Origin of the sequence: Pedobacter sp., assembly GCF_031119335.1 — a bacterium.
Taxonomy (GTDB): domain Bacteria; phylum Bacteroidota; class Bacteroidia; order Sphingobacteriales; family Sphingobacteriaceae; genus Pedobacter.
This window is the reverse complement of record NZ_JAVHXT010000006.1, coordinates 112,518-138,791: the sequence shown is the minus strand read 5'-3', so window position 1 is coordinate 138,791 and position 26,274 is coordinate 112,518. Positions and strand designations below refer to the sequence as shown.

Annotated in this window: 22 protein-coding genes; 16 read left to right on the top strand and 6 right to left on the bottom strand. The window is 39.1% G+C overall.

The features are described 5' to 3' along the window. Nucleotides 1-6: 6 nt before the first annotated feature. The 6 genes from REI64_RS08730 to REI64_RS08705 form a co-directional block, all read right to left on the bottom strand. The gene (locus REI64_RS08730; protein ID WP_308849729.1) at nucleotides 7-768 is read right to left on the bottom strand and encodes a glycosyltransferase; all 762 of its coding nucleotides are present in this window, start codon (nucleotides 766-768) and stop codon (nucleotides 7-9) included. 63 nt (nucleotides 769-831) lie between these two features. Next, nucleotides 832-1,692 (bottom strand): ABC transporter permease, encoded by an 861-nt coding sequence (locus REI64_RS08725; RefSeq protein ID WP_308849728.1) that lies wholly within the window; start codon nucleotides 1,690-1,692, stop codon nucleotides 832-834. 69 nt (nucleotides 1,693-1,761) lie between these two features. Continuing rightward, a complete protein-coding gene (locus tag REI64_RS08720) occupies nucleotides 1,762-2,868 on the bottom strand; it encodes a glycosyltransferase family 4 protein (protein ID WP_308849727.1) in 1,107 nt (368 codons plus the stop codon). Nucleotides 2,869-3,067: 199 nt separating this feature from the next. Continuing rightward, nucleotides 3,068-3,595, bottom strand: a complete 528-nt coding sequence (locus REI64_RS08715) for a UpxY family transcription antiterminator (protein WP_308849726.1) — start codon at nucleotides 3,593-3,595, stop codon at nucleotides 3,068-3,070. A 3-nt stretch (nucleotides 3,596-3,598) separates the two neighbouring features. Then, nucleotides 3,599-6,010, bottom strand: coding sequence for a polysaccharide biosynthesis tyrosine autokinase (locus tag REI64_RS08710; protein WP_308849725.1), 2,412 nt, complete (start codon nucleotides 6,008-6,010; stop codon nucleotides 3,599-3,601). Then, nucleotides 6,011-6,811, bottom strand: a complete 801-nt coding sequence (locus REI64_RS08705; RefSeq protein WP_308849724.1) for a polysaccharide biosynthesis/export family protein — start codon at nucleotides 6,809-6,811, stop codon at nucleotides 6,011-6,013. A gap of 574 nt (nucleotides 6,812-7,385) precedes the next feature. On the opposite strand from REI64_RS08705, the gene REI64_RS08700 reads away from it, so the two are divergent. The 16 genes from REI64_RS08700 (at nucleotide 7,386) to REI64_RS08625 (ending at nucleotide 26,252) form a co-directional block, all read left to right on the top strand. After that, entirely contained in the window at nucleotides 7,386-8,129 is a 744-nt protein-coding gene (locus tag REI64_RS08700) for a glycosyltransferase family 2 protein (RefSeq protein WP_308849723.1), read from the top strand. A gap of 237 nt (nucleotides 8,130-8,366) precedes the next feature. Next, nucleotides 8,367-9,494 (top strand): MraY family glycosyltransferase, encoded by a 1,128-nt coding sequence (locus REI64_RS08695; RefSeq protein WP_308849722.1) that lies wholly within the window; start codon nucleotides 8,367-8,369, stop codon nucleotides 9,492-9,494. A gap of 98 nt (nucleotides 9,495-9,592) precedes the next feature. After that, nucleotides 9,593-10,609 (top strand): type I glyceraldehyde-3-phosphate dehydrogenase, encoded by a 1,017-nt coding sequence (gene gap, locus REI64_RS08690; protein ID WP_308849721.1) that lies wholly within the window; start codon nucleotides 9,593-9,595, stop codon nucleotides 10,607-10,609. Nucleotides 10,610-10,720: 111 nt separating this feature from the next. Next, nucleotides 10,721-11,155, top strand: a complete 435-nt coding sequence (locus tag REI64_RS08685; protein ID WP_308849720.1) for a GNAT family N-acetyltransferase — start codon at nucleotides 10,721-10,723, stop codon at nucleotides 11,153-11,155. A 13-nt stretch (nucleotides 11,156-11,168) separates the two neighbouring features. Then, nucleotides 11,169-12,359 carry a phosphoglycerate kinase gene (locus REI64_RS08680; RefSeq protein ID WP_308849719.1) on the top strand — a complete coding sequence of 397 codons (1,191 nt, stop codon included), beginning with the start codon at nucleotides 11,169-11,171 and terminating at the stop codon, nucleotides 12,357-12,359. A 429-nt stretch (nucleotides 12,360-12,788) separates the two neighbouring features. Beyond that, entirely contained in the window at nucleotides 12,789-13,268 is a 480-nt protein-coding gene (mraZ, locus tag REI64_RS08675; protein ID WP_308849718.1) for a division/cell wall cluster transcriptional repressor MraZ, read from the top strand. Then, on the top strand, nucleotides 13,258-14,202 hold the full coding sequence (gene rsmH, locus REI64_RS08670) for a 16S rRNA (cytosine(1402)-N(4))-methyltransferase RsmH (RefSeq protein ID WP_308849717.1): 945 nt from the start codon (nucleotides 13,258-13,260) through the stop codon (nucleotides 14,200-14,202). Before mraZ ends, rsmH begins: the two co-directional genes overlap by 11 nt. Next, nucleotides 14,199-14,630: an FtsL-like putative cell division protein gene (locus tag REI64_RS08665; protein WP_308849716.1), complete on the top strand. Its 432-nt coding sequence runs from the start codon at nucleotides 14,199-14,201 to the stop codon at nucleotides 14,628-14,630. Before rsmH ends, REI64_RS08665 begins: the two co-directional genes overlap by 4 nt. Next, nucleotides 14,630-16,732 (top strand): penicillin-binding protein, encoded by a 2,103-nt coding sequence (locus tag REI64_RS08660; RefSeq protein ID WP_308849715.1) that lies wholly within the window; start codon nucleotides 14,630-14,632, stop codon nucleotides 16,730-16,732. The genes REI64_RS08665 and REI64_RS08660 overlap by 1 nt, the downstream gene beginning before the upstream one ends. 102 nt (nucleotides 16,733-16,834) lie before the next feature. Then, complete coding sequence (locus REI64_RS08655) at nucleotides 16,835-18,283, top strand: UDP-N-acetylmuramoyl-L-alanyl-D-glutamate--2,6-diaminopimelate ligase (RefSeq protein WP_308849714.1); 1,449 nt, start codon at nucleotides 16,835-16,837, stop codon at nucleotides 18,281-18,283. An 8-nt stretch (nucleotides 18,284-18,291) separates the two neighbouring features. After that, nucleotides 18,292-19,554: a phospho-N-acetylmuramoyl-pentapeptide-transferase gene (gene mraY, locus REI64_RS08650; RefSeq protein ID WP_308849713.1), complete on the top strand. Its 1,263-nt coding sequence runs from the start codon at nucleotides 18,292-18,294 to the stop codon at nucleotides 19,552-19,554. A 166-nt stretch (nucleotides 19,555-19,720) separates the two neighbouring features. Then, nucleotides 19,721-21,112, top strand: a complete 1,392-nt coding sequence (gene murD, locus REI64_RS08645) for a UDP-N-acetylmuramoyl-L-alanine--D-glutamate ligase (protein WP_308849712.1) — start codon at nucleotides 19,721-19,723, stop codon at nucleotides 21,110-21,112. A 142-nt stretch (nucleotides 21,113-21,254) separates the two neighbouring features. Then, on the top strand, nucleotides 21,255-22,445 hold the full coding sequence (locus REI64_RS08640) for a putative peptidoglycan glycosyltransferase FtsW (RefSeq protein WP_308849711.1): 1,191 nt from the start codon (nucleotides 21,255-21,257) through the stop codon (nucleotides 22,443-22,445). 111 nt (nucleotides 22,446-22,556) lie between these two features. Next, the gene (gene murG / locus REI64_RS08635) at nucleotides 22,557-23,663 is read left to right on the top strand and encodes an undecaprenyldiphospho-muramoylpentapeptide beta-N-acetylglucosaminyltransferase (protein WP_308849710.1); all 1,107 of its coding nucleotides are present in this window, start codon (nucleotides 22,557-22,559) and stop codon (nucleotides 23,661-23,663) included. Nucleotides 23,664-23,770: 107 nt separating this feature from the next. Next, a complete protein-coding gene (gene murC, locus REI64_RS08630) occupies nucleotides 23,771-25,123 on the top strand; it encodes a UDP-N-acetylmuramate--L-alanine ligase (protein ID WP_308849709.1) in 1,353 nt (450 codons plus the stop codon). Continuing rightward, a complete protein-coding gene (locus REI64_RS08625; protein WP_308849708.1) occupies nucleotides 25,116-26,252 on the top strand; it encodes a cell division protein FtsQ in 1,137 nt (378 codons plus the stop codon). Before murC ends, REI64_RS08625 begins: the two co-directional genes overlap by 8 nt. Nucleotides 26,253-26,274: the final 22 nt, after the last annotated feature.

Sequence of the window (26,274 nt, the reverse complement as noted above, 5' to 3'; positions counted from 1 at the left end):
GAGGAATCAAATACCAGATGCGCTTTCTTCGAATAAAAGTATCGTTGAAATGCTGCTCCAAGTAATTCCCTTTTCTTGCGCTCTTAATATTCTAACCAGCCAAAACCAATAGTAGGCCAAATCTTCCTGCGCATTGGTAGATAGACCCTTATCATGAAACCTATAATAGTACAATGGTTTTGGAAGGTGGATGCAATTGCCGGTATCATAAAGTTTTAGGTAAAGGTCTTGATCTATCGCTCTTTTGAGTGCAGGATTTAAACCGTTAGTTTTATCGTAAAATTCTTTTTTAAACGTAGCAAATGGACCTATTCCCTTATCATTAAAAAAGTCATATTGCCCGTTGATCACTTGTTCAGTTTTATACGCTTTAGTGATTTGCAAATGCTCATCACACTCATAATAGTCGCTGTAAATTAGTGCAGCGTCAGACTTGCTTGCGTGTGCCTCCACCATTTGGCTAATGGCATCGAGTGTAAGCGTATCATCTGGATCTAAAAACCCACAGATTTCACCAGATGCTTCATCAATACATCTTTTTTTAGTATAACCTACGCCTTTGTTCTCTTCATTGCTAAACAATTTGATATTGCTATGTTGCAGGTAGGGCTTAATAATTTGCAATGAACTATCCGTAGAAGCATCATCAACAATAATAATTTCAATATTTGGATAATCTTGCTTTAAAACGCTATCTAGGCATTCGGCAATGTACCTTCCGTTATTATAGTTGGCAACTAAGACACTGAATAATGGTTGGGGTTGCATTGAGTTGAGATGGCTGCTTAGTCTTAATCTTAACCTAGTTTTAAAAAAATGAGATACATTTTTTTAAACCGTATCCACAAAATTCTTTTCTACTTTATTAAATACTACAATGCCTACTAAAAGTATAGCTAGGGTAATGCCAGTAGTATAGCCAATTGCCCCCCAGCTAAAAGTGCCATTGCCTAAAAAACCATATCTAAAAGTCTCGATCAATGGGGTCATTGGGTTGTATTCGATGATCCAAGAATAAGACGGATAGTTTTCTAAAGCAGTGCTTAAGGGGTAGATGACTGTAGTGGCATACATCAACAGCTGTACTCCGAACGTAACTAAGAAAGCTAAATCGCGGTATTTAGTCGTCATTGCCGAAATTAACATGCCCGTACCTAAGCCCAATAGCGCCATTAAAACAACCACTAATGGAAATAAGGAAATGGCCCAGGTAATACTGAAATCTGCTTTCGCAATGAAAAAATAATAAGCCATTACCAGTAAAAACAGTAGGAATTGCACACCAAATCTCACCAAGTTACTCACCACAATGCTTAAGGGCATAATTAATCTTGGGAAGTATACCTTACCGAAGATATTGGCATTATCTTTAAAAACGGTAGAGGTTTTAGTCAGGCAGTCGGCAAAATAGTTCCAAGCGGTAATACCAGCCATATAAAATAGGGGCTGAGGTAAACCATCTGTGCTAATTCCTGCGAGGTTACCAAAAACGAAGGTGAAAATAAGGGTGGTTAACAAGGGCTGTATAAAAAACCAAAGTGGTCCTAAGATGGTTTGTTTATAGAACGACACGAAATCTCTTCTTACCAAGAGCCAAAGTAAATCTCTGTAGGCCCAAGTGTCTTTCAACTTGAGATCTAGCAATGAGTTTTGCGGCTCAATGCTCCAGTCGTATGTTTGTTGGTTGTTCATGAATTAGTTTTGCGTTTGGCGTGAAGCGTTTAGTTGGGCAGATCTATTGATTTTTTTAATGGGTTGGTGTCAGTTAACCGATTTTGCAATTAAACAGCTAACCTTATCGATATATCGCTCAAAACCAAAATCTTGCAACGTCAGTTCTTGTTGTAGTTTTGGTTGATGCTGAGTGTTGTGGATTGCTTTTTGTATGGCTTCAATAATTTCTACTTCGCTATCTGGGGCCACTATTTGACCTAGTTCTCCGTTTAGCAACGCATCTGTGCTACCATCAACGTTTCCACCAATGACCTGACAACCACAAGCGGCAGCCTCTATGAGCACAATACCGAAGCCTTCTTTTTTGCTAGGAAGCACAAAACAATCTGCCAAGTGATAATGTGCTTCAATTTCCCGTTCTTCTATAAAGCCAATGATTTTTACGCTTTCGGTAAGCTTGTGCTTTTCGATCAATTGTGTCAATCGTATTTGTTCCTGCTCGTCGGCTTTACCGCCTATAACATAAATGAGCTGAGGAAGCCGATCTTTCAGTGCTTTCACTGCATTAATCACTAAGTCATAGTTTTTGGCGTGTTCAGTAGCTGATAATCTGGTCAAAGTAAATAATACAAAATCATTGGGCTTGATTTGGTAACGCTCTAACAAATTACTGGGCTTAGAAAAATCTTCAGACACTTTATAAAAAGGGTCAATTGTGTTGTTGAGTACTTTAATGTTTGCTGATGGAATTTGGTGCCTTTCTATCAATTGATGTTTGGTATAATTACTTACCGCCCAAATTTCGGATTTCTCTTGTAGGAACTTCTTTTTCCAATTGGGGATTGCTCTCCAAACTTCAATGCCGTGCGCCCAAAGGATAATTTTTGCACTTGGTTTTAAGCGCTTAACTATTTTACCGAATAGCAATAAGTTGATGTGACTTAAAATCAACTTATCTGTACTAAATGCTTTTTTTATTAAGGCTAAGGCAAAAGAAACTCGTTTTCCACCAAATCCTTTAAAGCTACTCTTTGCAATATAACGCTGGTCTGTATGAGTATTGTTGTCATACATCGAGTAGGTGGTCAGCTCAATATCCTCATTTTGTTGCAGTGCATAGAGGAGTGACCTGCAAGCCTTTTCTATCCCGCCTGTAAAGCTGAATGTTTTTAAAGTAAGGAAGAGGACTTTCAATTTGAACTAATAACCAATAACCAAATGAACTAATGAACCTAAACCCACAGCTTCGCCCTTTCAGTCCCATTTTCGGTACCTAGGGGTATTAATTTTGATCCGATAGCTATCGGATGATTAGTTTTCCGAATGATTAAATAAGTACGGATGAACATTAAAGGAATATTCAATCATTTACTCATTTGTCATTCTCATTTCTTTAAGTCCCCTTAGGGGATTTAGGGGCTAACGGCTCTACATAAGCCATCGAAGTTTTCACCTCAATTGCGTAGCCCAAGTTTTCTAGTTTTAAAACCAGGCTTCTTTTATTTTTAATAGACACTAGCTCGGCAATCATTCCCTTAAAAGGACCGGCGTTAACCAATACTCTTTCACCAGGCTGAATATCATGTTCAATCAGTTCCAAATCTTCGCCCGAAGCCATCAATAGCTTCAAGTCTTCCATTTGCTTATCAGGCATGATCGCAATTTTCCCCGAAAAATACAGGAAACGGCTAATGCCTTGCGTCATGAAAACTTCTGCGTGTTCTTTGTTGGAGATACGAACAAAAAGATAAGACTTAAACAAAGGTTCTTCCACAATTTTCTTGCGGTCGCTCCATTGCTTCACTTCTTTTCTAAGCGGTAAATAGGCCTCAATTCCTTTTCTTTGTAGTTCTTGATAGGCCTTTTTCTCTGCTCTAGAATTCGTATACACCGGATACCATCTGTACAAACTATCGATCATCGTCTATTTCCTTTTCCAAAACTCCCACCATTTCTTGTCTGGCTCGTCACTGTAGTAGCCACTACCATAGCCCGTATTCGAATAATCGGAATAGTAGTAGTAATTGGCGTAGTAACTGCCTGTATAATTGGTGGTATAATATCTGCTGTGTAGGATGTCGTTATCAAATGCGTTTAAAATAATCGCAATATTAGAGAGGTTAAATTCTTTCGATAACCGCTCTGGTACAGAAGCTGCTTGGTATCGAGATACGCCAGAACGTACTACAAATAAATTCACATCGGCCATTCTGATCAAAGGAATAGCATCAGAAACCAAACCAACTGGAGCCGAATCGACAATCACAAAGTCGTAAGATTTGGTTAGCTCTTCCAAAAGGTGTTTCATCTTATCAGAATACAATAACTCTGATGGGTTAGGTGGCACTGGTCCGGCAGGGATGAATCTTAAGTTTTCTACTTCGGTATCAAAAATAATCTCCGACAGCTCAGTTTGGTTTGAAAGATAAGAGCTTAGCCCTTTGAGGTTGCTTACCTTAAATGTATGCTGCAATTTCGAACGCCTTAAATCCGCCGCAATTACAATCACCTTTTTATCGATTAAACTTAAAGTACTGGCCAAGTTTACAGTGGTAAACGATTTACCCTCGCCAGAAATTTCTGAAGTGATACACACTACCTTGCTCTGTTTTTCTGAAGCTAAGAAACTCAAATTGGTTCTTACCGATCTTACCGATTCTGCAAAAAGAGATTTTGGGTTTTTAATGGAAAGGATTTGACGGTTGTCTTCGTCAATCGCATCCTGATATTTCCTAATTACCCCAATGATAGGGATATTGGTTAAGCTTTCGATGGTTTCCTTATCGTAGATGTACGGATTTAACATCCTTACCAAAAATACCAGGCCTATACCAGCCACTAAGCCCATAATTAAAGCACTGATATAGGTTTTTTTATGAATAGGAGCAATGGCGTTGGTATTGTACAAGGCAAAATCTACAATGGTAGCACCCGGAGTAATGGCTGCTTTACTGATTTGTGCCTCTAATTTCTTTTCCGACAAATAGCTGTAAACCTTTTGGTTGATGGCCGCATTAGACGTAAGGTTAATGAGCTCACGTTCGGCTTTGGGAATGGTATTGAAAGTTTGCTTGATAGAACCTATCTGCTGTTCTAAAAAAGCGATAGTTTTTTGGTTTTTTTGTCTCTGGCTATTGGCATTACTTACGAAAGCCGATTTAATATCTAAAATCTGCTTGTCGATTAGTTGTACCTTGTCTGAAGTTGATTTGAAGGTGGCAAGAGCCGCTTCTCTTTCCGATAGTAGCGTATTGTACTGAGCCAACAGAGAACCAAGCATGGGGTCTGTAATGCCTTGCAAATTGTAATTAATGGCATTCAGATTTTTATTGTTGACAATTTCCTTCTCTAACTGATTGATGAAAATACCTTGCAGATTGAGTGTGTTTTTCTCCGTCTCTAAATCGGTCAATTTTTTCATTACATCTTGTCCCGTAGCAGAAATATCTAACACTTTGTTAGCCACTTTAAACTGTTCTAGCTCCGAACCAGATGTTTTTACAGCATTAGACATGTTTTGCAGCTGACTGTCGATGAAATCAATAGTCTGCGTAGCTGATATAGTTTTTTGTTCGCGATCGTAACTTACATAAGATTTAATTACTGCATTTAATACATCCGTAGCAAAGAAAGGATTTTTATCAGTTTGGGATAAACTAAGGATGTTGGTTCCTTTGGTTTCGGTCATATTCAACCCGCTTGCAATGCGCCCTATAAAATTGGATGGCGAATTGAACTTAAAGCAGTAAATAGAACTGTTGTTGGTAGAAAATGTACTGTTGGTGATTTTGAATTTGATACCCGGAACAGCAATAATTTGACCAGTTTGATAAGTCTTAACTACTTCTTGCCCGTTTTGTTGATGACTCAGTTTAAATGACTTGCTGTCGATAGGCTCATACTCGAACAAAGAGCGGGTGAAATCTAGGCTATCTTGCTCAATAATGGCAATGTGTAAGGGTTTTTGAGGATAGATGTCGCTGGTTCTAACCCTGCCCTTTAGAAAAAAAGAAATTTTATAGTCTAAGTTTTCTACCGCATTCATTAAGACTTCCCTAGAACGGATTACAAACTGCTCCGACTGCATTTTGTTAGTGCGATCGTACGCATTTCGAACATTCAAGAGCTCAGAAATTTCTGATTTTTTCTCATCAAACTTTAACGATGCGCTGGTGCTAAAGGTTTCTGGCGTATACCAAAGGTAAATATAGGCAATTACCAATGCGATGATAACTGTACTAGCCACCCAGTACCATCTACTAAGTACAATCTTAACGATTTTAACATAGTCTATATCTTGCTGCACATTCGCGTTTCCGTTGACCTGTTGTTCCATCTATTTGGCAATATTGTAAATAAGTAATAGGGTATTCACAGCAACTAATCCAACTTGGATAAATGTAGAATAAGCTTGGAAATTTTGGCTGCTTGAGGCAATTCTACGGGGTTCAACATATACGATGTCTTTTGCACGTAGTTTCAATTTCGGGTCTTTAATAAAATTGTAGTCGTTTAAGTTTACTTGGATAATTTCTGGATTGGCTCTGTCGCCCCTAAAAATCCTCACCATTTTTCTGTTGGCATTGATATTCACACCGCCCGCATCTGCTAAAAGATCAATTAGCTCGTAATCTTCTCTATCGATGATATATTTACCCTGCTTACCTACTTCGCCCAATACTACAATGTAGGCATTGGCAATACGTACATCAATTAAGGGAGCATTTAATTCTTTAGCTTCGTAAGCTTTTTGGATTTCGGCGGCAGCTTGTGTGCGGTTTAGACCCGCAACTTTGATATTGCCAACCTTAGGAAGTACCACCTCGCCATTGGCGTTTACTTTAAAAGTTGTGAAGGTTTGCTGATTGTTGATATTGGTGCTTGTCTGTGCGTCCCTAACAATTAGCCTCATGTCTTGTACATTCCTAATGGCCAATTCGTCTTCTGGCTTAATAAGGTTGTAGTAATCTTCGCTATCTGCAACGGTTCCATTAATCACCCTAACAGTTTTTACAGTATCGGCATCGTATGGTGTCTTTAGCAATGCTTGCCTGTTTCTAAAGGAACAAGAACTCAACAGCAGTGCAACAAGACCAATTAAAAAAGGTGTTGTTAGGTATAATTTGTTGTACTTCATTAGTTTGAATGAAGGTGCAAATTACAACTTTTTATTGTTAGTCAAATGATAAAATTAAAAAACAGGTGTTTAGAATTTTCAAAACCACAGGTTTTAAGCTTTGACAAGAGATGCTTTTTTTTCTATCAAATGCTGATAAGTTAATGCCTTGCTAATGGCTTGAAAAATTGAAGGTAGAATTGCCATTAACTAAAGGTTTGCTTCGTATCTGCTTCGGTGCTTGTTTGGTAAAAGGGACATTTTACCGAAGCAGGTACGAACACTAACCGAACAAGCACCGAAGAAAGTACTGTTTTAGAAGTGCGAAGCATTGGTTGGATTAGCTTAGAAAATTATTGATATATTGCCCCTTAAGGGCGATATTCTTATTCATTAAGCCAATGGAGTACCATTGGCTAGTATATCGATAGGCTTTCAGCCATAACTAATAAGCTTCGGGAATTCGATAACCAAAATTGCTTGAAAGACTTTGTAAGCTAGCACAATACTTGCATTTTTGATTCACACATGGTGAATTAATAATTTCCGCTATTGCGCAGTATTTGTATTTTTACAACCAATAAATCTAAGAACTTTGAAGGTAACCATCATTACGGTAGTTTATAATGCGGAAAAACATCTTCGCGATTGTATCGAATCCGTGCTAGCGCAAAACTATCCTAACATAGAGTATATATTAATTGATGGTAATTCTACTGATGGTACCTTTCAAATTGCGCAAGAGTATCAAGATCGTATTGCTGTACTGATTTCAGAATCAGACAAGGGAATGTACGACGCCTTAAACAAAGGGATAGCCCTAGCAACTGGAGAAGTGGTCGGTATTTTAAATGCAGATGATCTGCTTGCCGATGAAGATGTGATCACAAAAGTGGTCGAACTATTTCAGCAACGAAAAATAGATGCAGTATATGGCGACTTAAATTATGTGGCACAGGATGATGTCAGTAAAATTCAACGTAAATGGAGGGCTATGGAAGCAAAACCAAAAGATTTAGCCCTGGGCTGGATGCCTGCTCATCCAACCTTGTATATAAAGACATCACTTTTTAATCAATTTGGTGCTTATCAGCTCAATTATGGTTCTGCGGCAGATTACGAGTTGATGCTTCGATATCTCTACAAGCACAGAATCACCACTGCGCATTTGCGTAAGCTGATGATTAAAATGCGTAATGGTGGTATGAGTAATCAATCGCTTAAACATCGTTATGCTGCTTTTCTTAATGATTATGCAGCTTTAAAACATAACAAAGTCCCATTACCTATATTTGCTCTGCTACTTAAAAAGCTAAGGAAAGTAAAGCAGTTTTTTTAACATCAGCAATATATTAATATCTAATCTTAGATGAACTAAGGTGTTTTAGGTGGTACAATATCCAGCTTGAAAATTAAACTATACCTTTTACCCTATATGAACTTGTTTGCCTTGCATGGTTTAAAATACCCAAAACTAGGTATGTGTATTCCTAAAGGTTTTACTTTTTTTGAAATATTACAACTGAGTTGTTTAAATAAATCATAAATTTGACTGTCAATCATTTATAGAACGACAATGCCCAAACAACTATTTGCCGAATACCCTTTGGTGTTCTATATTTCTATTACTACTTTGGCGTACCTATTGGTTAGGTTTGCCATACCTTCAATTATCCATGCTGCTAACAAGCATAGTTTATTTGATTCTATAGATTTACATCGCAAAGAGCATAAAGGAAATATTTCTAGATTGGGCGGAATAGGCCTTTTTTGTGGTTTCACCATTACCGTTTTATTGTTTGCTACAACCGTACATTATCAAGAGGCAAACTTCTTAATCGCATCGAGTATCTTATTATTCGCTTTAGGGATTAAGGATGATATCTACGGCGTAAGTCCGAGTACTAAATTTGCATTACAGATTGTAGTAGCCTTAATTCTGGTTGTGCTTGGCGATTTTAAATTATCGAGTCTTTATGGTGTATTCAATATTTGGGATGTACACCCTATAGCAGGTGGTATTTTCTCCATCGCACTAATTATCTTCATCAACAATGCTTTTAATTTAATAGACGGTGTAGACGGTTTAGCGGGCACTGTGGGGGCAATTGTTAGCTTATGTTTTGGGGTGTTTTTCGCCTTGGGTAACGATGTAGCTTATGCCTTTATCGCTTTTTCAATGTTGGGCGCTATTTTGGGCTTCTTGATTTTTAATTATCCACCAGCAAAAATTTTTATGGGCGATACTGGTTCCTTAATTATTGGATTGGTATCTGCAGTGTTAGCCATTAAATTCATCGAAATCAACAAAGTTGGTGTGGTTCCTGGGCCTTTTTTCAGCTCTGCACCAGCCATTGCGGTCGCGGTACTTATCGTCCCAATTTTCGACTCACTTCGTATATTCTTCATCAGATTAATTAACAGAAAATCTCCTTTTAGAGGAGATAGAAACCATATTCATCACCGCTTGCTACGCTTGGGCCTAAATGCAAAACAAATATTGTTGGTAACTATATCATTTAACGGGAGCATGATAGCGCTAACCCTATTGTTAAGTCATCTGGGTAATTTTGCACTCATCTTCTTACAAATAGGCATCTGTATGGTATTCAATACTATACTCACTTATGTAAAAGGTAGAAAAGCGACAAAAGCCTATACCATTAAGGATGTTTTCTTGAAGGATACTGTAAAGGTGTCATAGTTTTTTCTTTATTTAAATTTCTGATTTTCTATTCTGCAGATATTGGTAGCTTTGTGACGTAGAATGATATCGTTCTACATTTATCATCGCCAACCAAAATGAATATAGCCATCAATGGTTTTGGTCGCATCGGTAGGATGTTCCTGCGTGCTGCGTTACAAAGAAAATTCAATATCGTTGCCATTAACGATTTAACTACAGCTACAACTTTAGCGCACCTTTTCAAGTATGATTCTGTTCATGGTGTCTATGGTGGGGAGGTTTTTGCTAGCGATCATTATCTGCATATAGATGGTCAGCAAATCCAAGTTTTAGCTAATGCTAATCCGGAGAATTTGCCCTGGGCCGATTTAAAAATCGACTTAGTAGTAGAAGCAACAGGTAGGTTTGCTAATAAGGCTGGGGCCGACAAACATTTGCAGGCAGGCGCAGGACAAGTACTCATTTCTGCGCCAGCGCCAGATAAAGAAGTACCAATGGTGGTAATGGGTGTTAATGATGATACGGTAGATTTCTCGTCGCCAATTCTTTCTAATGCTTCTTGTACTACCAATAACGTGGCGCCTATGGTGAAAGTGTTGGATGACATTTGGGGTATCGAAGATGGTTACATTACAACGGTGCATTCTATGACGGGCGATCAAAACTTGCATGACTCGCCACACCAAGATCTCCGTCGAGCAAGGGCCGCCTCTTCATCTATTATTCCGACTACCACAGGAGCTGCAAAGGCTATTACGCATATTTTTCCGCATTTAGATGGGAAACTGGGTGGGGCAGGTATAAGAGTGCCAGTTTTAAATGGGTCTTTAACCGATTTTACCTGCATCCTTAAAAAGAAAACCACCATACAAGCTATTAATGATGCCTTTAAAACTGCAGCTAGCGGAGCAATGTCTAATATCGTCCAATATACAGAAGATCCAATCGTTTCTATCGATGTCATCAACAATCCATACTCTTGTGTGTTTGATTCGCAGCTGACTTCTATTGTTGGCGATTTGGTAAAGGTGGTGGGCTGGTACGATAACGAATCGGGTTACTCAAATAGATTGGCTGATGTAGTGGAAAGGATAATTACGGTTAATAATAATCAAATTACAAATAATCAATGACCAATAGCCGAAGATTGAACTACAAACCATTAATTTGCAAATTGCAATGATTAGCAATAAAACAATTCAACAATAAAACAATCTTACAATTAAGCAATATATTAAGCAACCATGATCAAATTTGTTCCTTTAGAGCTAGTGCTCCCATTAAGAAGTAAGATGCTAAGAAATGGCGCACCCGAAAGTGAATGCGTTTTTCCAACGGATAACATTGAGGGCGTTTTTCATTTAGCTTACTATGTGGATGAAACCGAGATTGCTACTGTGGCAACTTTTTTTCCGCAAAATATGCAAGATAAAGAGGCTTCAGGTTATCAGCTTCGCGGAATGGCAACGGATGCACCTTTCTTTGGGAAAGGTTATGGTGCTGCTTTGGTAAAATATGCGGTAGATTACATAAAAGAGGCAAAAGCTGAGTATATTTGGTGCAATGCCCGCACATCGGCTGTAGATTTTTACAAGAAACAAGGCTTCGATGTTGTTTCAGAAGAATTTGAAATTCCGGGTGTGGGGCCACATTGCATCATGATTTTAAACCTAATATAGAAGATAGAAAACAATGAAGACAGTAGATCAATTTGATTTTAAAGACCAGAAAGCCATCGTTAGGGTGGATTTTAACGTTCCTTTAGATGCCGATTTCAATATTACAGATGATAAAAGGATGCGTGCTGCATTGCCAACCATTAAAAAAATCCTAAATGATGGTGGTTCGGTTATCCTAATGTCGCACTTGGGCCGTCCTAAAGAAGGACCAACAGATAAGTATTCTTTAAAACATATTGTTGCAGATTTGTCTCGTATGTTGAGCTTAACTGTAAAATTTGCTGATGATTGCATTGGTGAAGATGCCGTTAACAAAGCTGATAATTTAGTTCCGGGTGATGTTTTGTTGTTGGAAAACCTTCGTTTCTATAAAGAGGAAGAAAAAGGAGATGTGGCTTTTGCAGAAAAGTTATCGAAGCTAGCTGATGTGTATGTAAATGATGCTTTCGGTACGGCGCATAGGGCACATGCTTCTACAACCATTATTGCGCAGTTTTTTCCAGAGAAGAAATATTTCGGTTATTTAATGGCTGAAGAAGTAAAGAACGCAGAGAAAATCATTAACGATGCCGAAAAACCATTTACTGCTATCATGGGCGGTGCGAAAGTTTCTGATAAAATTTTATTGATCGAAAGTTTATTAGAAAAAGTAGATAATTTGATTATCGGTGGTGGTATGGCTTATACTTTCGCAAAAGCACAAGGTGGCGAAATCGGTACTTCGTTGTTAGAAGCTGATAGAATGGAACTTTGCCTGGAGTTATTAGAAAAAGCAAAAGCTAAAGGCGTAAACTTGGTATTGCCTGTTGATACCGTAATTGCCGACAAATTCGACAACGAGGCTAGCAAAGATCAGGTAGATAGTGGTCACATCCCCGCAGATTGGATGGGCTTAGATATCGGTACAAAAACCATAGAGTTATTCAGTGATATTATTAAAAACTCTAAAACTTTACTTTGGAACGGTCCGATGGGTGTTTTTGAAATGGAAAATTTCCAACAAGGAACCAAAGCTGTTGCCGAAGCTGTGGTAGAGGCAACCAAAAATGGTGCATTCTCGTTAATTGGTGGCGGCGATTCGGCTGCGGCAATTGCGAAATTTGGCTTAGAAGATGAAGTGAGTTACGTTTCTACTGGCGGCGGTGCTTTACTAGAATATATGGAAGGCAAAGAATTGCCAGGTGTAGCTGCTATCCAGAAATAGTATTCAATTGGGATAGCACGTTGGCGGGGACGCCAACGTTAGCAAGTGCCTCCTGTTTGGGGCTTAGATAATATTGAAGGCTTTTGATTGGCGAGCCAGCATTGTTAGGGAGGGGCTGCTGTCGTTAAATACGTTAGGTTGCCAAATGCGCTCGTTGGCGTCCCCGCCAACGAGCATGAAAATTAATCTGTGCATCTGTGGCTGTATAAATTTTAAAAAATAAAGGTTAACTCCTTGTATATAAGCGGTCCCGACTGAAAAGTCGGGGCCGCTTTCTTTTTTTACCACCAGCAAAAATGCCCCAGCGATATTAAAAAGTGGGTTAAAGTGGTAAGAAAAGTGTGTTGAAAACTTTTTTGTGGTAAAAAGTGGTAAAAAGTGGTAGAAGTGCTTTACTTTTACACTAGATAAAAAGTGTAGCTACTATAAATGAACCAACTCATAGGAGAATTTGATTGCAAAATGGATGCGAAGGGGCGCTTGATGGTGCCTGTTTTGCTGAAAAAGCAATTGCTCGATGTAGAGCGAGATGGGTTGGTTGTGAATAGGGGTTTCGAGAAGAACTTGGTGATTTATCCAAAGAAAGTTTGGGATGAAACCGTAGCCGAGTTGAGCAAGTTGAATATGTTCGAGAAAAAGAATCGTGAGTTTGTGAGAGCGTTTCAGCGTGGAGCGATGCCGTTAACGCTTGATGCTGCGGGTCGTGTGCTTTTGCCCAAAACTTTGGTAGAGTACGCTGGTATCGAGAATGAATTGGTCTTGGCTTGTCAGTTGGATAAAATCGAAGTGTGGGATAAGAAAGTTTACGATGGTCTTTTTGATGATGTGCCTGAAAACTTTGCTGCATTAGCAGAAGAGGTGATGGGCGGTAAGAGCGTTCAGAACAAAGGAGGTGCTGATGGAGAATAATTACCATGTGCCTGTTTTGTTGCAAGAGTGTATTGATGGTTTAGCGATTAAGCCAAATGGGGTATATGTGGATGTGACTTTTGGTGGTGGCGGACACTCTCGTGAAATTTTAAAGCATTTAGGTGCTGATGGAATTTTGGTTGCTTTTGACCAAGATCCTGATGCGCAAAGAAATAAGATAGATGATCCTCGTTTTCGTTTTGTAGATCAAAATTTTGGATACCTGAAAAATAATCTCCGTTTATTGGGAATTAGGCAGGTGGACGGAATTTTGGCTGATTTGGGTGTTTCCTCTCATCAGTTTAATGAGCCAGAAAGAGGTTTTTCTACTCGCTTTGAAGCTGATTTGGATATGCGTATGGATCAGCAGCGGGCTTTAACTGCTGCGGTAGTGCTCAATACTTACACCGAAGAGAATTTGCATAAAATTTTCGGCTTGTATGGCGAAGTGCAAAATGCAAAATCTTTAGCTAGAACTATCGTAACAGCTCGTTTGGATGAGCCAATTCAAACTTTGTCTGGGTTTAAAAATGTAATTGCGGCTCATATCCCTCGTGGAAAAGAGCATAAATATATGGCGCAGGTTTTTCAGGCTTTGCGTATCGAGGTGAATGGTGAAATTGAAGTATTAGAGCGCTTTTTGGAGCAATCTGCAGAGGTGTTAAAGCCAGGCGGTCGTTTGGTGGTCATTTCTTATCACTCGCTCGAAGATAGGCCTGTAAAGAATTTTTTGGCTAAGGGAAAATTTAAAGGTGAAGTGGAGAAGGATTTTTTCGGTAATGATCAAAAGCCATTTGATGTCATCACCAGAAAAGCAATAGTGGCCAATGCGGATGAGTTGGCTCGTAACAGTAGATCTCGCAGTGCAAAACTAAGAATCGGTGAACGGCTATCATTGCCGTTGACTTCAGTCAACGGAGGAGAGAAGCGGTGAATAGGTTTAGGGAAAAGCTAGAGGAAGAATTAGCTCAAGAAGATGAACCGGTTCTGAAAAAGGAAGAAGAACCTCGCAAGAAAGAGCGTCAAGAGCCAGCGAAAGAAGGTAGTGCAACAGCTTTTTTTAGAAAGTTGTTCGTAGACGGTGCTGTTTCTAAGGAGACGGCAACTGATATGCTTCCTTACTTGATTTTCTTGTGTGTGTTGGGTATGATTTATATCGCTAATAGCCACATGGCGGTAAAAAGAATAAGAGATATAGATCGCTTAAGTAAAGAGGTGAAAGAGTCGAGTTGGGAATACAAATCGCTGAAAGCGGATTTGATGTTTAAAAGCAAAATGACCGAGGTGGCCAAAAAGGTAGATACGTTGGGATTGGAAGAATTGATTGAGCCACCAAAAAAAATAATAGTACAAGTTAAATAATGAATATCAGGGCAAACATATTACTCAGAGTGTACTTGGCTTTTGGGCTAATTGTACTTTTTGCGCTTGCGGTTTTCGTTAGGTTATGCGATGTGCAATTTAGGCAAGGGCATAAGTGGGTGGCTATGGCCGATAGTTTATCGATCAAAGAATTTGAAATTGAGGCTACCCGTGGCAATATCTATTCTGTAGATGGTAGTTTGCTGGCTACGTCAGTTCCAGAATATGAACTAAGGATGGATTTGTTTGCTGGTGGTATCCAAGACGACAAAATCTTTAACTCGAAAGTAGACTCTTTGGCAATGAAACTTTCAGGTTTCTTTAAAGATAAAAGTGCAAAGGATTATTCGCGGTTGTTGCGTAAGGCTAGGCAAGATAGTGCTCGTTATCTGCTTATTAAGCGCAAGGTTTCTTATCAGGATTTGAAAATTGTAAGAACCTTTCCTTTATATAATATAGGTACACATTCTGGAGGGTTAATGGCTAGACCTAAAAACCGTAGAATTTTACCTTTTAAAGCTTTGGCAGCCAGGACTATCGGATATAAAAATGAAAATGTAGCCAATGGCGTAGGTTTAGAAGGTGCTTATGGCAATTACATCAATGGTGAAACTGGAAGACAGTTGAGGCAACGAATTACTGGTGGCGTTTGGATTCCGGTAAATAGCGACGCTGAAGTAGCACCAAAAGACGGTGCGGATATCATTTCAACTATCGATATCAATATCCAAGATTTAGCGCAAAGTGCATTAGAAAAACAGCTGATTAAAAGTCAAGCGCACCATGGTTCTGTAATTGTAATGGAGGTGGCTACTGGAGAGATTAGAGCGGTGGCAAATTTCACAAAAGTAGAAGAAGGTGTTTATAAAGAGCAGTTCAACTACGCTATTGCAGGTAATCAAGATCCGGGTTCTACTTTTAAACTGGCTTCGTACATGGCTTTGTTGGAAGATAAAAAAGTAGATACCACAACCTTAATTGGTACCGAGAACTACAGATTGCCAGGTGGCCATGTCATTAAAGATTCGCACGGAAGTGTGGGTACGTTGAATGTGAAGCAGGCTTTTGAGCAATCTTCTAACTCTGCAATTGCGCAGTTAATTAATAGGCATTACAGCACTGATCCGAAACAATTCACGGATCATTTGTACGATTGGCATTTACACGAGAAAACAGGATTGCAAATTCCTGGTGAAGCAAAACCTTGGGTTAAAAATCCAAGCGCCAAAAGTTGGAATAAAAACATGACGCTGCCACAAATGGCTTATGGTTATGAGATGATGTTAACACCTCTCAAGATGTTGACTTTATACAATGCTATTGCTAACGATGGTAAAATGGTAGCACCAATTTTTGTGCGAGAAATTAGAAGGCTGGGTAATCCGATAGAGCAGTTTAAAGCAAAGGTGATGAATGAGAAGGTTTGCTCTGATGAGACTTTGTCCAAGATAAAAGCAATGTTGGAAGGTGTGGTAACTAACGGTAGCGGTAAGCAGGTGGTACATAATCCTTTGTATAAGATTGCTGGCAAAACAGGCACGGCGCAAGTGGCTGATGCGAATTTAGGTTATAAAGCTAAACGTCAATATCAGGCTTCTTTCGTTGGTTATTTCCCAGCTGATAAACCTAAATATTCAATGATTGTGGTAATCAACGATCCCAAAGGTGCTTATTACGGCGCTTTGGTTTCGGGTCCGGTATTTAGGGAAGTGGCAGATCGTATTTACGCCAGCGATGTAAATATGTACAACAAAGTTGAAGAACGTTTGGCTGGTAATACAGTTGCTCCAGAAGCTAAAGCAGGTCAAAGTCAGGCAACTAAAAAAGTTTACAACGCGTTTGGCATTAAAGCGCTCTACGCTGCAAAATCAGGTTATTTCAATTCTGTTGATACCAACAATGGTGTGGCCTACGAAGAAAATACACCAGTAAAAGGTGTAATGCCAAACGTAAATGGGATGGGCTTAAAAGATGCGATGTTCCTATTAGGAAATGCAGGTTTAAAAGCCAGAGTTAAAGGTAGTGGAAAAGTAATCAGCCAATCTATACATCCTGGTAGTAGGATCGGTAAAGGTTTGGTAGTAGATATAATGTTGCAATAAGAAAATTTGAAATGAGGAAATGACGAAATGAGAAAATGGTCTTGGAGCATAGTCCAATATTTAAAAATTACTCATTTACTCAATTAATCATTAATAGAAAATATGAACTTACAAGATTTACTTTACGGAGTTTCGATTAAAAGCTTAAAGGGAATGCCTCAGGTAGAGGTAACTGCCTTGGCTTTTGATTCTCGTTTGGTAAATCCAGGGACGTTGTTTTTTGCTATTCGTGGTACAGCGGTTGATGGACACAAATTCATTGACCAAACCATTGCTGCCGGAGCAAGTGTAATTGTTTGCGAAGAACTTCCTTCACAACTAAATGAGCAAGTAACCTATGTAGAGGTTGCAGATTCTGCAGAAGCACTAGGTATCATTGCTTGCAATTTCTACGGTAATCCTTCGGCAGATTTGAAGTTGGTAGGCATTACTGGAACTAACGGTAAAACCACTATTGCTACGCTGCTTTTTCAGTTGTTCGGTAATCTAAATTATGGTGTAGGCTTAATTTCTACGGTTCAAAATCAGATTAATGATAAAGTGGTGCCGGCTACGCACACAACCCCAAATCCAATTGCGCTAAATGAACTGTTGCGTGATATGGTGAATGCTGGCTGCGAATATTGCTTTATGGAAGTGAGTTCTCATGCGGTTTCACAACATCGCATTGCGGGATTGACTTTTGCTGGTGCTGTGTTCTCTAACATCACTCACGATCATTTAGATTTCCATAAAACCTTCGATAATTACATCAAAGCGAAAAAAGGCTTTTTTGATATGCTGCCTAAATCGGCCTTTGCCTTAACTAACGCCGACGACAAAAACGGAATGGTGATGCTGCAAAATACCAAAGCTTATAAAAAGACTTATGCGTTGAAACAGATGGCTGATTTCAAGGCAAAAATCATCGAGAATAAATTCAGTGGATTGCATTTAGAAGTAGATCAAACTGATGTTTATTTCAAAATGGTAGGCTCTTTTAATGCTTACAATTTATTAGCGGCTTATGCTACTGCAGTTTTGCTAGAGCAAGATAAAATGAGAGTGTTAACTACGCTTAGCGCTTTGTCTGGTGCCGAAGGAAGGTTCGATTATATCGTATCAAAATCGGGCGTAGTTGGAATTGTAGATTACGCACATACGCCAGATGCGGTGCAAAATGTGTTGAGCACTATTGCGAACATCAGAAAAGGAACCGAACAAGTAATTACGGTAATTGGTTGTGGTGGCGATAGAGATACTACTAAACGTCCGATAATGGCACAGGTGGCTTGCGATTGGAGCGATAAAGTGATTTTAACTTCTGATAATCCGCGTACCGAAGATCCGCAAGCAATTATAAAAGATATGGAAGCTGGAGTTTCGCCAACTAATCAACGCAAAACGATCAGCATTTTAGATAGAAGAGAGGCCATTAAAACCGCTTGTCTTTTGGCCCAACCGGGCGATATCATTCTGGTTGCAGGTAAAGGACATGAAAAATACCAAGAAATCAATGGTGTAAGACATCATTTTGATGATAAAGAGCTCATTAAAGAACAACTAAATTAAGCTAGCTGATGTTATATTTATTATTCGAATATCTACATAAAAACTACGATTTTCCGGGCTTAAGGTTGTTTCAATACCTTACTTTCAGATCATCTCTGTCTATCATTTTGTCTTTAATTATCACTACGGTTTATGGTCGTAGAATTATCGATTATCTACAGCGTAAGCAAGTTGGAGAAACTGTTCGTAACCTAGGTTTAGAAGGACAAATGCAGAAACAAGGTACACCAACTATGGGCGGTATCATGATTTTGATGGGGATTTTAATTCCTACTTTGTTGTTCGCTAACCTAACTAATATCTATGTTATTTTAATGATTGTAACCACCGTTTGGATGGGTGCAATTGGCTTCTTGGATGATTATATCAAAGTTTTTAAAAAGAACAAAGAAGGCTTAGCAGGACGATTTAAAGTAGTTGGACAAGTAGGTTTAGCAATTATTGTGGGTTGTACCATGTATTTTCATCCGAGTATAGTGGTGCGCCAAACGGTGGATGAAACAGCGAAATTGGACACTGCAAAAGTGCAAAGTACTGCGCCAATGGTGTTGCGTAAAAAGGGCGAAACTTACTACTACACACAAGATGTAAAATCTACAAAAACCAATATTCCATTCTATAAAAACAATGAGTTTGATTACGCCAAAGTAGTTAAGTTTTTAGGCAAGGGATATGAGAAATATGCTTTTGCGGTGTTCTTGTTGTTCGTGATCATTATTGTAACTGCGGTTTCAAATGGGGCGAATTTAACTGATGGTATTGATGGTTTGGCCACAGGAACTTCGGCGGTTATTGGTGTAACTATGGCAGTATTTGCTTATGTGTCTGGTAATACGGTGATGGCCGATTATCTCAACATCATGTACATCCCTAACAGTGGCGAGCTGATCATTTTTGCCAGTGCTTTTATTGGAGCATGTATAGGTTTCTTGTGGTACAATTCGTATCCGGCTCAAATTTTTATGGGTGATACAGGTAGTTTAACTATTGGAGGTATCATCGCAGTATTTCTAATCATGACTAGAAAAGAGCTGTTAATTCCAATTATATGTGGCGTGTTTTTGATAGAAGTTTTATCGGTGAGTTTGCAGGTAACCTACTTCAAATACACAAAGAAACGTTTTGGCGAGGGCAGAAGGATTTTCCTGATGTCGCCATTGCACCATCACTACCAAAAGAAAGGATATCACGAAGCTAAAATTGTAACCCGCTTCTGGATTATCGGGATTTTACTAGCGGTAATTGCATTTGTGACATTAAAATTGAGATAGAATAGAGTTATAAAGACCTAAGTTGAAAGACTAAAGATTAGAAACGAAAGACATAAAAATAAAATGCTAAGATGACCTAAGGTGTCTTAGGTGGTGAGAGACAGGGGAATAAAAAATATAAATCTGTGTAATCACTAAATCTGTGAAATCACACTAAAAATAAAAAATGAACTCAAATAACAACATATCGCAAGACCAACCTCAGTCAACTACGGCTGTGCGTTCGCGTATGGTTATTTTGGGTGCAGGCGAAAGCGGTGTGGGTGCAGCTAAGTTAGCGCAAAAGCAAGGTTTCGATGTTTTTGTGTCAGATTTTGGCGGCATAGCTGATGCTTACAAAACGGATTTGCAGCACATGAATATTCCTTTCGAGGAAAACCAACACACCGAAGCATTGATTTTAAATGCAGCGGAAGTAGTAAAGAGTCCAGGAATTCCTTCAAAAGCACCAATTGTGAAAGCATTGGTAGAAAAAGGTATTTCGGTAATCTCAGAGATTGAATTTGCAAAACGATATACCAATGCAAAAACCATCTGCATTACAGGTTCAAATGGTAAATCTACTACAAGCTTATTAACCTATCACATCCTTAAAAATGCGGGATTAAATGTAGGCTTAGCGGGAAATATAGGTCACAGTTTTGCTGCCCAGGTTGCGGACAAAGAGTTTGATTGGTATGTATTAGAAATATCAAGCTTTATGCTAGACGATATGTATGCTTTTAAGGCTGATATCGCAGTATTGCTAAACATTACACCAGACCATTTAGATAGATACGATTACAAAATTGAGAATTACGCAGCTTCGAAAATACGCATTGTACAAAATCAAACATCAGCCGATGCTTTTGTGTACTGTGCAGACGACAAAGAGACGAAAAAAATACTAGCTACCGTAAATATACAAGCCAAAACTTATCCTTTTTCTATCCTAACGGAAGTAGAACAAGGTGCCTATTTAGCGCAGCACAATATCCACATCAATACAAATTTAAACAACACACTAACCATGTCAATTTCAGAGTTAGCCTTACAAGGTAAGCACAACATTTACAACTCAATGGCCTCGGGCATCGTAGCAAAAGTTTTAGAGCTACGTAACGAAACTATCCGCGAAAGCATGGGTAATTTCAAAAACATTGACCATAGGTTAGAGTTTGTGGCAAAGATTAATGATGTAACCTACATTAACGATTCGAAAGCTACCAACGTAAATTCAACTTGGTATGCGCTAGAAAGTGTAAACAGCGATGTGGTCTTAATTATGGGCGGTGTAGATAAGGGTAACGACTATGAGATGCTGCGTGACTTGGTGAAAAGCAAGGTAAAGGCAATCATTTGCTTGGGTAAAGATAATAAACGTATACACGATGCTTTTGAAGATGATGTGGAAGTGATTGTGAATACGTTTTCTGCAGAAGAAGCGGTTCAAGTGGCTTATCACTTGGCTAAAAAAGGCAGTACGGTATTGTTGTCGCCAGCTTGTGCAAGTTTCGATTTGTTTAAAAATTACGAAGATCGTGGTAACCAATTTAAGGCTGCTGTTAAAGAACTATAATAAAGATTAAGACTGAGGTTAAGCAGCCAAAGAAGTAGAAATGCTACATGCCTAAAGTTAAATGACCTAAGGTTTCTTAGGTGTAGAAAATAAAGAGATCGGAGAAATCATAAAATCCGTGTAATCAAATTAAAGAAGTAAAATGTTTAACATCAACGCACTTTTAGAACGTACCAAAGGCGACCGTTGGATCTGGATCATCATTATCCTGCTTTCGATGATCTCTATTATGGTGGTGTATAGTGCCACTGGCGCTATCGCTTATAAGAAAGGTGTTTCTGTAGAGAGGTATCTTTTGTTTAAGCACGTAATTTTCGTATTGCTGGGTATTGGTATGATTTACATTGCGCATTTGCTCGATTACAAGTATTACGCTGGTATTTCTAAGATTTTGATGATTGTAACTGTGCCTTTGTTGCTCTACACGTTAGCATTCGGACAGTCATTAAACGATGCATCCCGTTGGGTGAAAATTCCAGTAATCGGATTAACATTTCAAACTTCAGATTTAGCTAAGCTGGCGTTAATTACCTTTTTAGCAAGGATGTTGACCCGTAAGCAAGAGAATATCAAAGATGTAAAAAGTGCATTTATTCCAATCATGGGATCGGTTTGTGTGGTTTTTGTGTTAATTGCATTAGCTAACTTATCAACCGCATTAATGTTGTTTGGCGTTAGTATTTTGTTGTTAATCATTGGACGTATCAGTATCAAACAAATAGCCACGGTTTGTGCAGGTGGTTTAGTGCTGTTAATGTTTGTTGTGTTTTTAGGACCAAGGAGAGAAACTTACAAATCACGTATCAATTCGTACTTGCATCCGGAATTACAACACTCTGATAAAACATACCAGTCTGACCATTCAAAAATTGCATTGGCAACTGGTGGCTTGTTAGGTAAAGGACCTGGCAACAGTACAGAACGAAACTTCTTACCGCATCCATATTCCGATTTTATTTTCGCCATTATTATTGAGGAATATGGAACGGTGGGCGGTTTAGCCGTTATTATGTTGTACTTGGTCTTGCTATATCGATGTGTACGGATTGTTAACCGAAGTCCCAAAGCGTTTGGAGCATTGCTGGCCGCGGGCTTGAGTTTCAGCTTAACCATACAGGCCTTTGCCAACATGGCGGTAGCGGTAGGTTTAGGTCCGGTAACGGGTGTGCCTTTACCGCTGGTAAGTATGGGTGGTACCTCAATGATATTTACAAGTATTGCATTTGGTATTATATTAAGTGTAAGCCGCGATGTGGAAGAAAACGTAGGTAAAACTAAAAAAGAAGAAATAGAAAATAAAGTAGTTGTTGGAAGTATTCCAGCGATGGGTTAGAGCGCATTCGTCATTGCGAGGAAGAATGACGAAGCAATCTCAAGCATAGATAAATAATATAAACAACAAGATTGCTTCGTTCCTCGCAATGACGCAACGAAATAAAACAACATGAATAATTTCCCAAAAATTATCATATCCGGTGGTGGCACAGGCGGGCATATTTTCCCCGCCGTTGCTATCGCTAATGCCCTAAAAGCAGTTTCGCCGCAATGCGAAATTTTGTTCGTTGGGGCAGAAGGTCGCATGGAAATGGAGAAGGTTCCGGCGGCTGGATATAAAATTGTGGGACTAAATATAAGTGGCATTCAACGAGGTTCAATTTTTAAAAACCTGGGACTGCCTTTTAAGGTTATAGGTAGTGTGCGCAAAGCGATGAAATTAATTGCCGATTTTAAACCCGATGCAGTAGTTGGGGTTGGTGGTTATGCTTCTGGTCCGTTGCTTTATGCGGCTTCCCTAAAAAATATACCTTACTTGATACAAGAACAGAACTCTTACGCAGGCATTACCAATAAATTGTTGGGTAAAAAGGCAGCGAAGATTTGTGTAGCCTTTGATGGCATGGAAACTTTTTTTCCAGCCGATAGAATTTTGAAAACAGGAAATCCCGTGAGGAAGAACATTGTCAACATCGATGGTCGTCGTCATGCAGGTGCAGAGTTGTTAAAGCTCGATCCTTTGAAGAAAACTATTTTAGTTACTGGCGGAAGTTTAGGTGCAGGTACTTTGAATAAGGCAGTAGAAAAACACTTAGCAGAAATCATCGCACAAGATGTGCAAGTAATTTGGCAAACCGGCAAGTTCTACTACAAAGGGGTTATTGAAAGGTTGGGTGTAGAGTATCATCCAAATGTGCGCATCCTAGAGTTTTTAAATCAGATGGATTTGGCTTACGCAGCATCGGATGTAATTATTTCTAGAGCTGGAGCAGGAACCATTGCAGAGCTTTGCTTAATCAAAAAGCCCGTGATTTTAGTGCCTTCGCCTAATGTAGCAGAAGACCACCAAACTAAAAACGCCTTGGCTTTGGTAAAAGAGAACGCAGCATTACTAATTGCAGATACAGCCGCCGAAGACACCTTGGTAGCCCAGGCATTGGAACTGTTAACAAACAAAGAAAAATCAGCGCAGCTGAGTGAGAATATAGGAAAAATGGCTTTTGCTAATGCAGATGAAGTGATAGCAAAAGAAGTGTTGAAATTAATAAAAGGCTGAAAGCCTAAAGTAGAAAGACCAAAGCACGATAGATATAAATAATAAACAATGAACAGAGAGAAGGCAGCTTTTAGCTTTAGTCTTTTCGCTTTCAGCTCAAAGAAAAAATGGAACTGTCAAAAATTAATAGGGTTTATTTTGTAGGCATAGGTGGCATAGGCATGAGTGCGCTTGCCCGCTATTTCGCAAAACGTGGTTGCGTAGTTTGCGGCTATGATAAAACCCGTACAAATTTGACTATCCAATTGGAGAACGAAGGAATTGTGATTTCTTATTTAGATGAAGAGGATACCATTCCGTTTGCATTCCAAGAAAAATACGACGATACCTTAATCGTCTACACGCCCGCAATCCCTAAAAATTCGAGCATCCTTAATTTCTTCCAAAGCAAAGGTTTCGATTTGAAGAAACGTTCGCAAGTACTAGGGATTATTAGCGAAGGTATGTATTGCATTGGTGTAGCTGGTACCCACGGCAAAACTACAACCTCATCAATGGTAGCACATATTTTAACTGATACTGGTTTTGGTTGTACAGCATTTTTAGGCGGCATCACCAGCAACTATAACAGTAATGTGCTTTACGGAAAGAACAATGTGGTAGTGGTAGAGGCAGATGAGTACGACCGTTCGTTCTTAACCTTACATCCCGATGTAGCGGTAATTACATCGATGGATGCCGACCATTTGGATATTTACGGTGATGAAAGTCATCTGCACGAGTCGTTCAATTTGTACGCTTCGCAGTTAAAACCAGAAGGCCGTTTGTTTATTAAGGATGGATTGCCAATTGCCGGAATTACCTACAGTGCAAACGGAACATCGGCCATTAATGCCAAAAACATAAGAGTAGAAGAGGGTTGCTTCGTATTCGATTTTGAAGATGGTTATAATACCATTAAAGATTTGAAGTTGGCGATGCCAGGTAAGCACAATGTCGAGAACGCAACCGCTGCCATTGGCGTGGCTTTAAGTTTAGGCATTCATCCGCAAAGCGTGAAAAAGGCCATTGCAAGTTTCAAAGGCGTGAAACGCAGGTTCGAAACCATCGTTAAAACCAATGAGCATATTTACATAGACGATTATGCGCATCACCCTGAAGAACTAAGAGCTTGTTTTGATGCAGTTAGACAATTGCATCCCGATAAGAAGCTAACCGTAATTTTTCAGCCACACTTGTTTACACGTACCCGTGATTTTGCAGATGAATTTGCCAAAGTGTTAAGCACAGCTGATGAAATTATCCTGTTGGAAATCTATCCTGCAAGAGAATTGCCGATCGAAGGCGTAAACTCGCAGATGCTGTTAGATAAGATTGTTCATACGAATAAACAAATTTGTGCTAAAGAAGACGTGTTAGCGTTGATAAAAAGTAGAAACCCTGAGCTAACTTTGACGGTTGGTGCAGGCGACATAGATACATTGATAGAACCATTAAAGAACACCTTAACCCATGCTTAAAAGAATAAACTGGAAAGCGATATTTAAAGGGTTTGCCTGGCTCACGTGCTTGGCGGGTGTGGTGGTATTAATGGGTTTTATCGATACTAAAAAGAAATCGGTAAAGTGTGCCAAGATTGAAATATTGATTCCGGGAGCGGACAATTTTATTGAAATAGAGGAGATAGATGCAATTTTAAAGCAAAGTCAAGGTGATTTAATTGGTAGAAACCTGCAAGGGGTTAACCTACATGAAATAGAGAAGAGCATTGCTGCAAATCCTTACATCGGTTTTGTAAAGGTTTATGCAGATATGAATGGAACTGTATTCGTTGAAGTAAAACAGCGTCAGCCGATCCTTAGAATTTTAAATGCAGGTGGCCAGGATTACTATGTAGATAGCGATGGTTTGAAAATGCCGGTTTCGCCAAACTTCACAGCAAATGTGTTAGTGGCTACAGGTAACATTCTGGAAGGGTTTAACGGCAGGGTAGATACGTTAATGACCAACGTTGCAAAAGATTTGTACAAAACTGCAATGTATGTAAAGAGAGATACACTTTGGGATGCACAGATTGAACAGCTTTACATTAATGACAAGAGCGATATTGAAATGATACCTCGTGTTGGTAACCAACGCATCGTATTAGGGAATGCAAAAGATATCGGTACTAAGATGGATAACTTGTTGGCTTTTTATAAACAAGCAATGCCAAAGGTTGGATGGAACGCTTATCGTTCTATCAACTTAAAATATGTAAACCAGATTGTAGCAGAGAAGAGAGATTCGTTAACGATTAAAAAGCTGGAGAAACCCGTAGTACTAGATTCTGCAGCAAAACAGCGACAGGTTATAGACGCGGCAGTGCAGTCTACTATCCAAAATGAAATAAGAAAGGCAATGGGCAACGAGACGACTAGCGAAGAGAAAACAACATCAGCCGCTGCTAAAACAGAAGCTAAGAAAACAGAAAATACAACAGATAAAAATAAGGCTTCAAAAAGCGTAGAGCCTGCAAAGAGCACAGAGAGTAAAGAGAAGGAAAAGAAAACAACAACGGCGAAAACAGAAGCGCCTTCGCAGAAGCAAAGCACTGCAAAAGAAAAAACAACTACCAAAGAGAAAACAGTAACAAAAACTAACAGATAATATCAAACTCAACAATAAATAA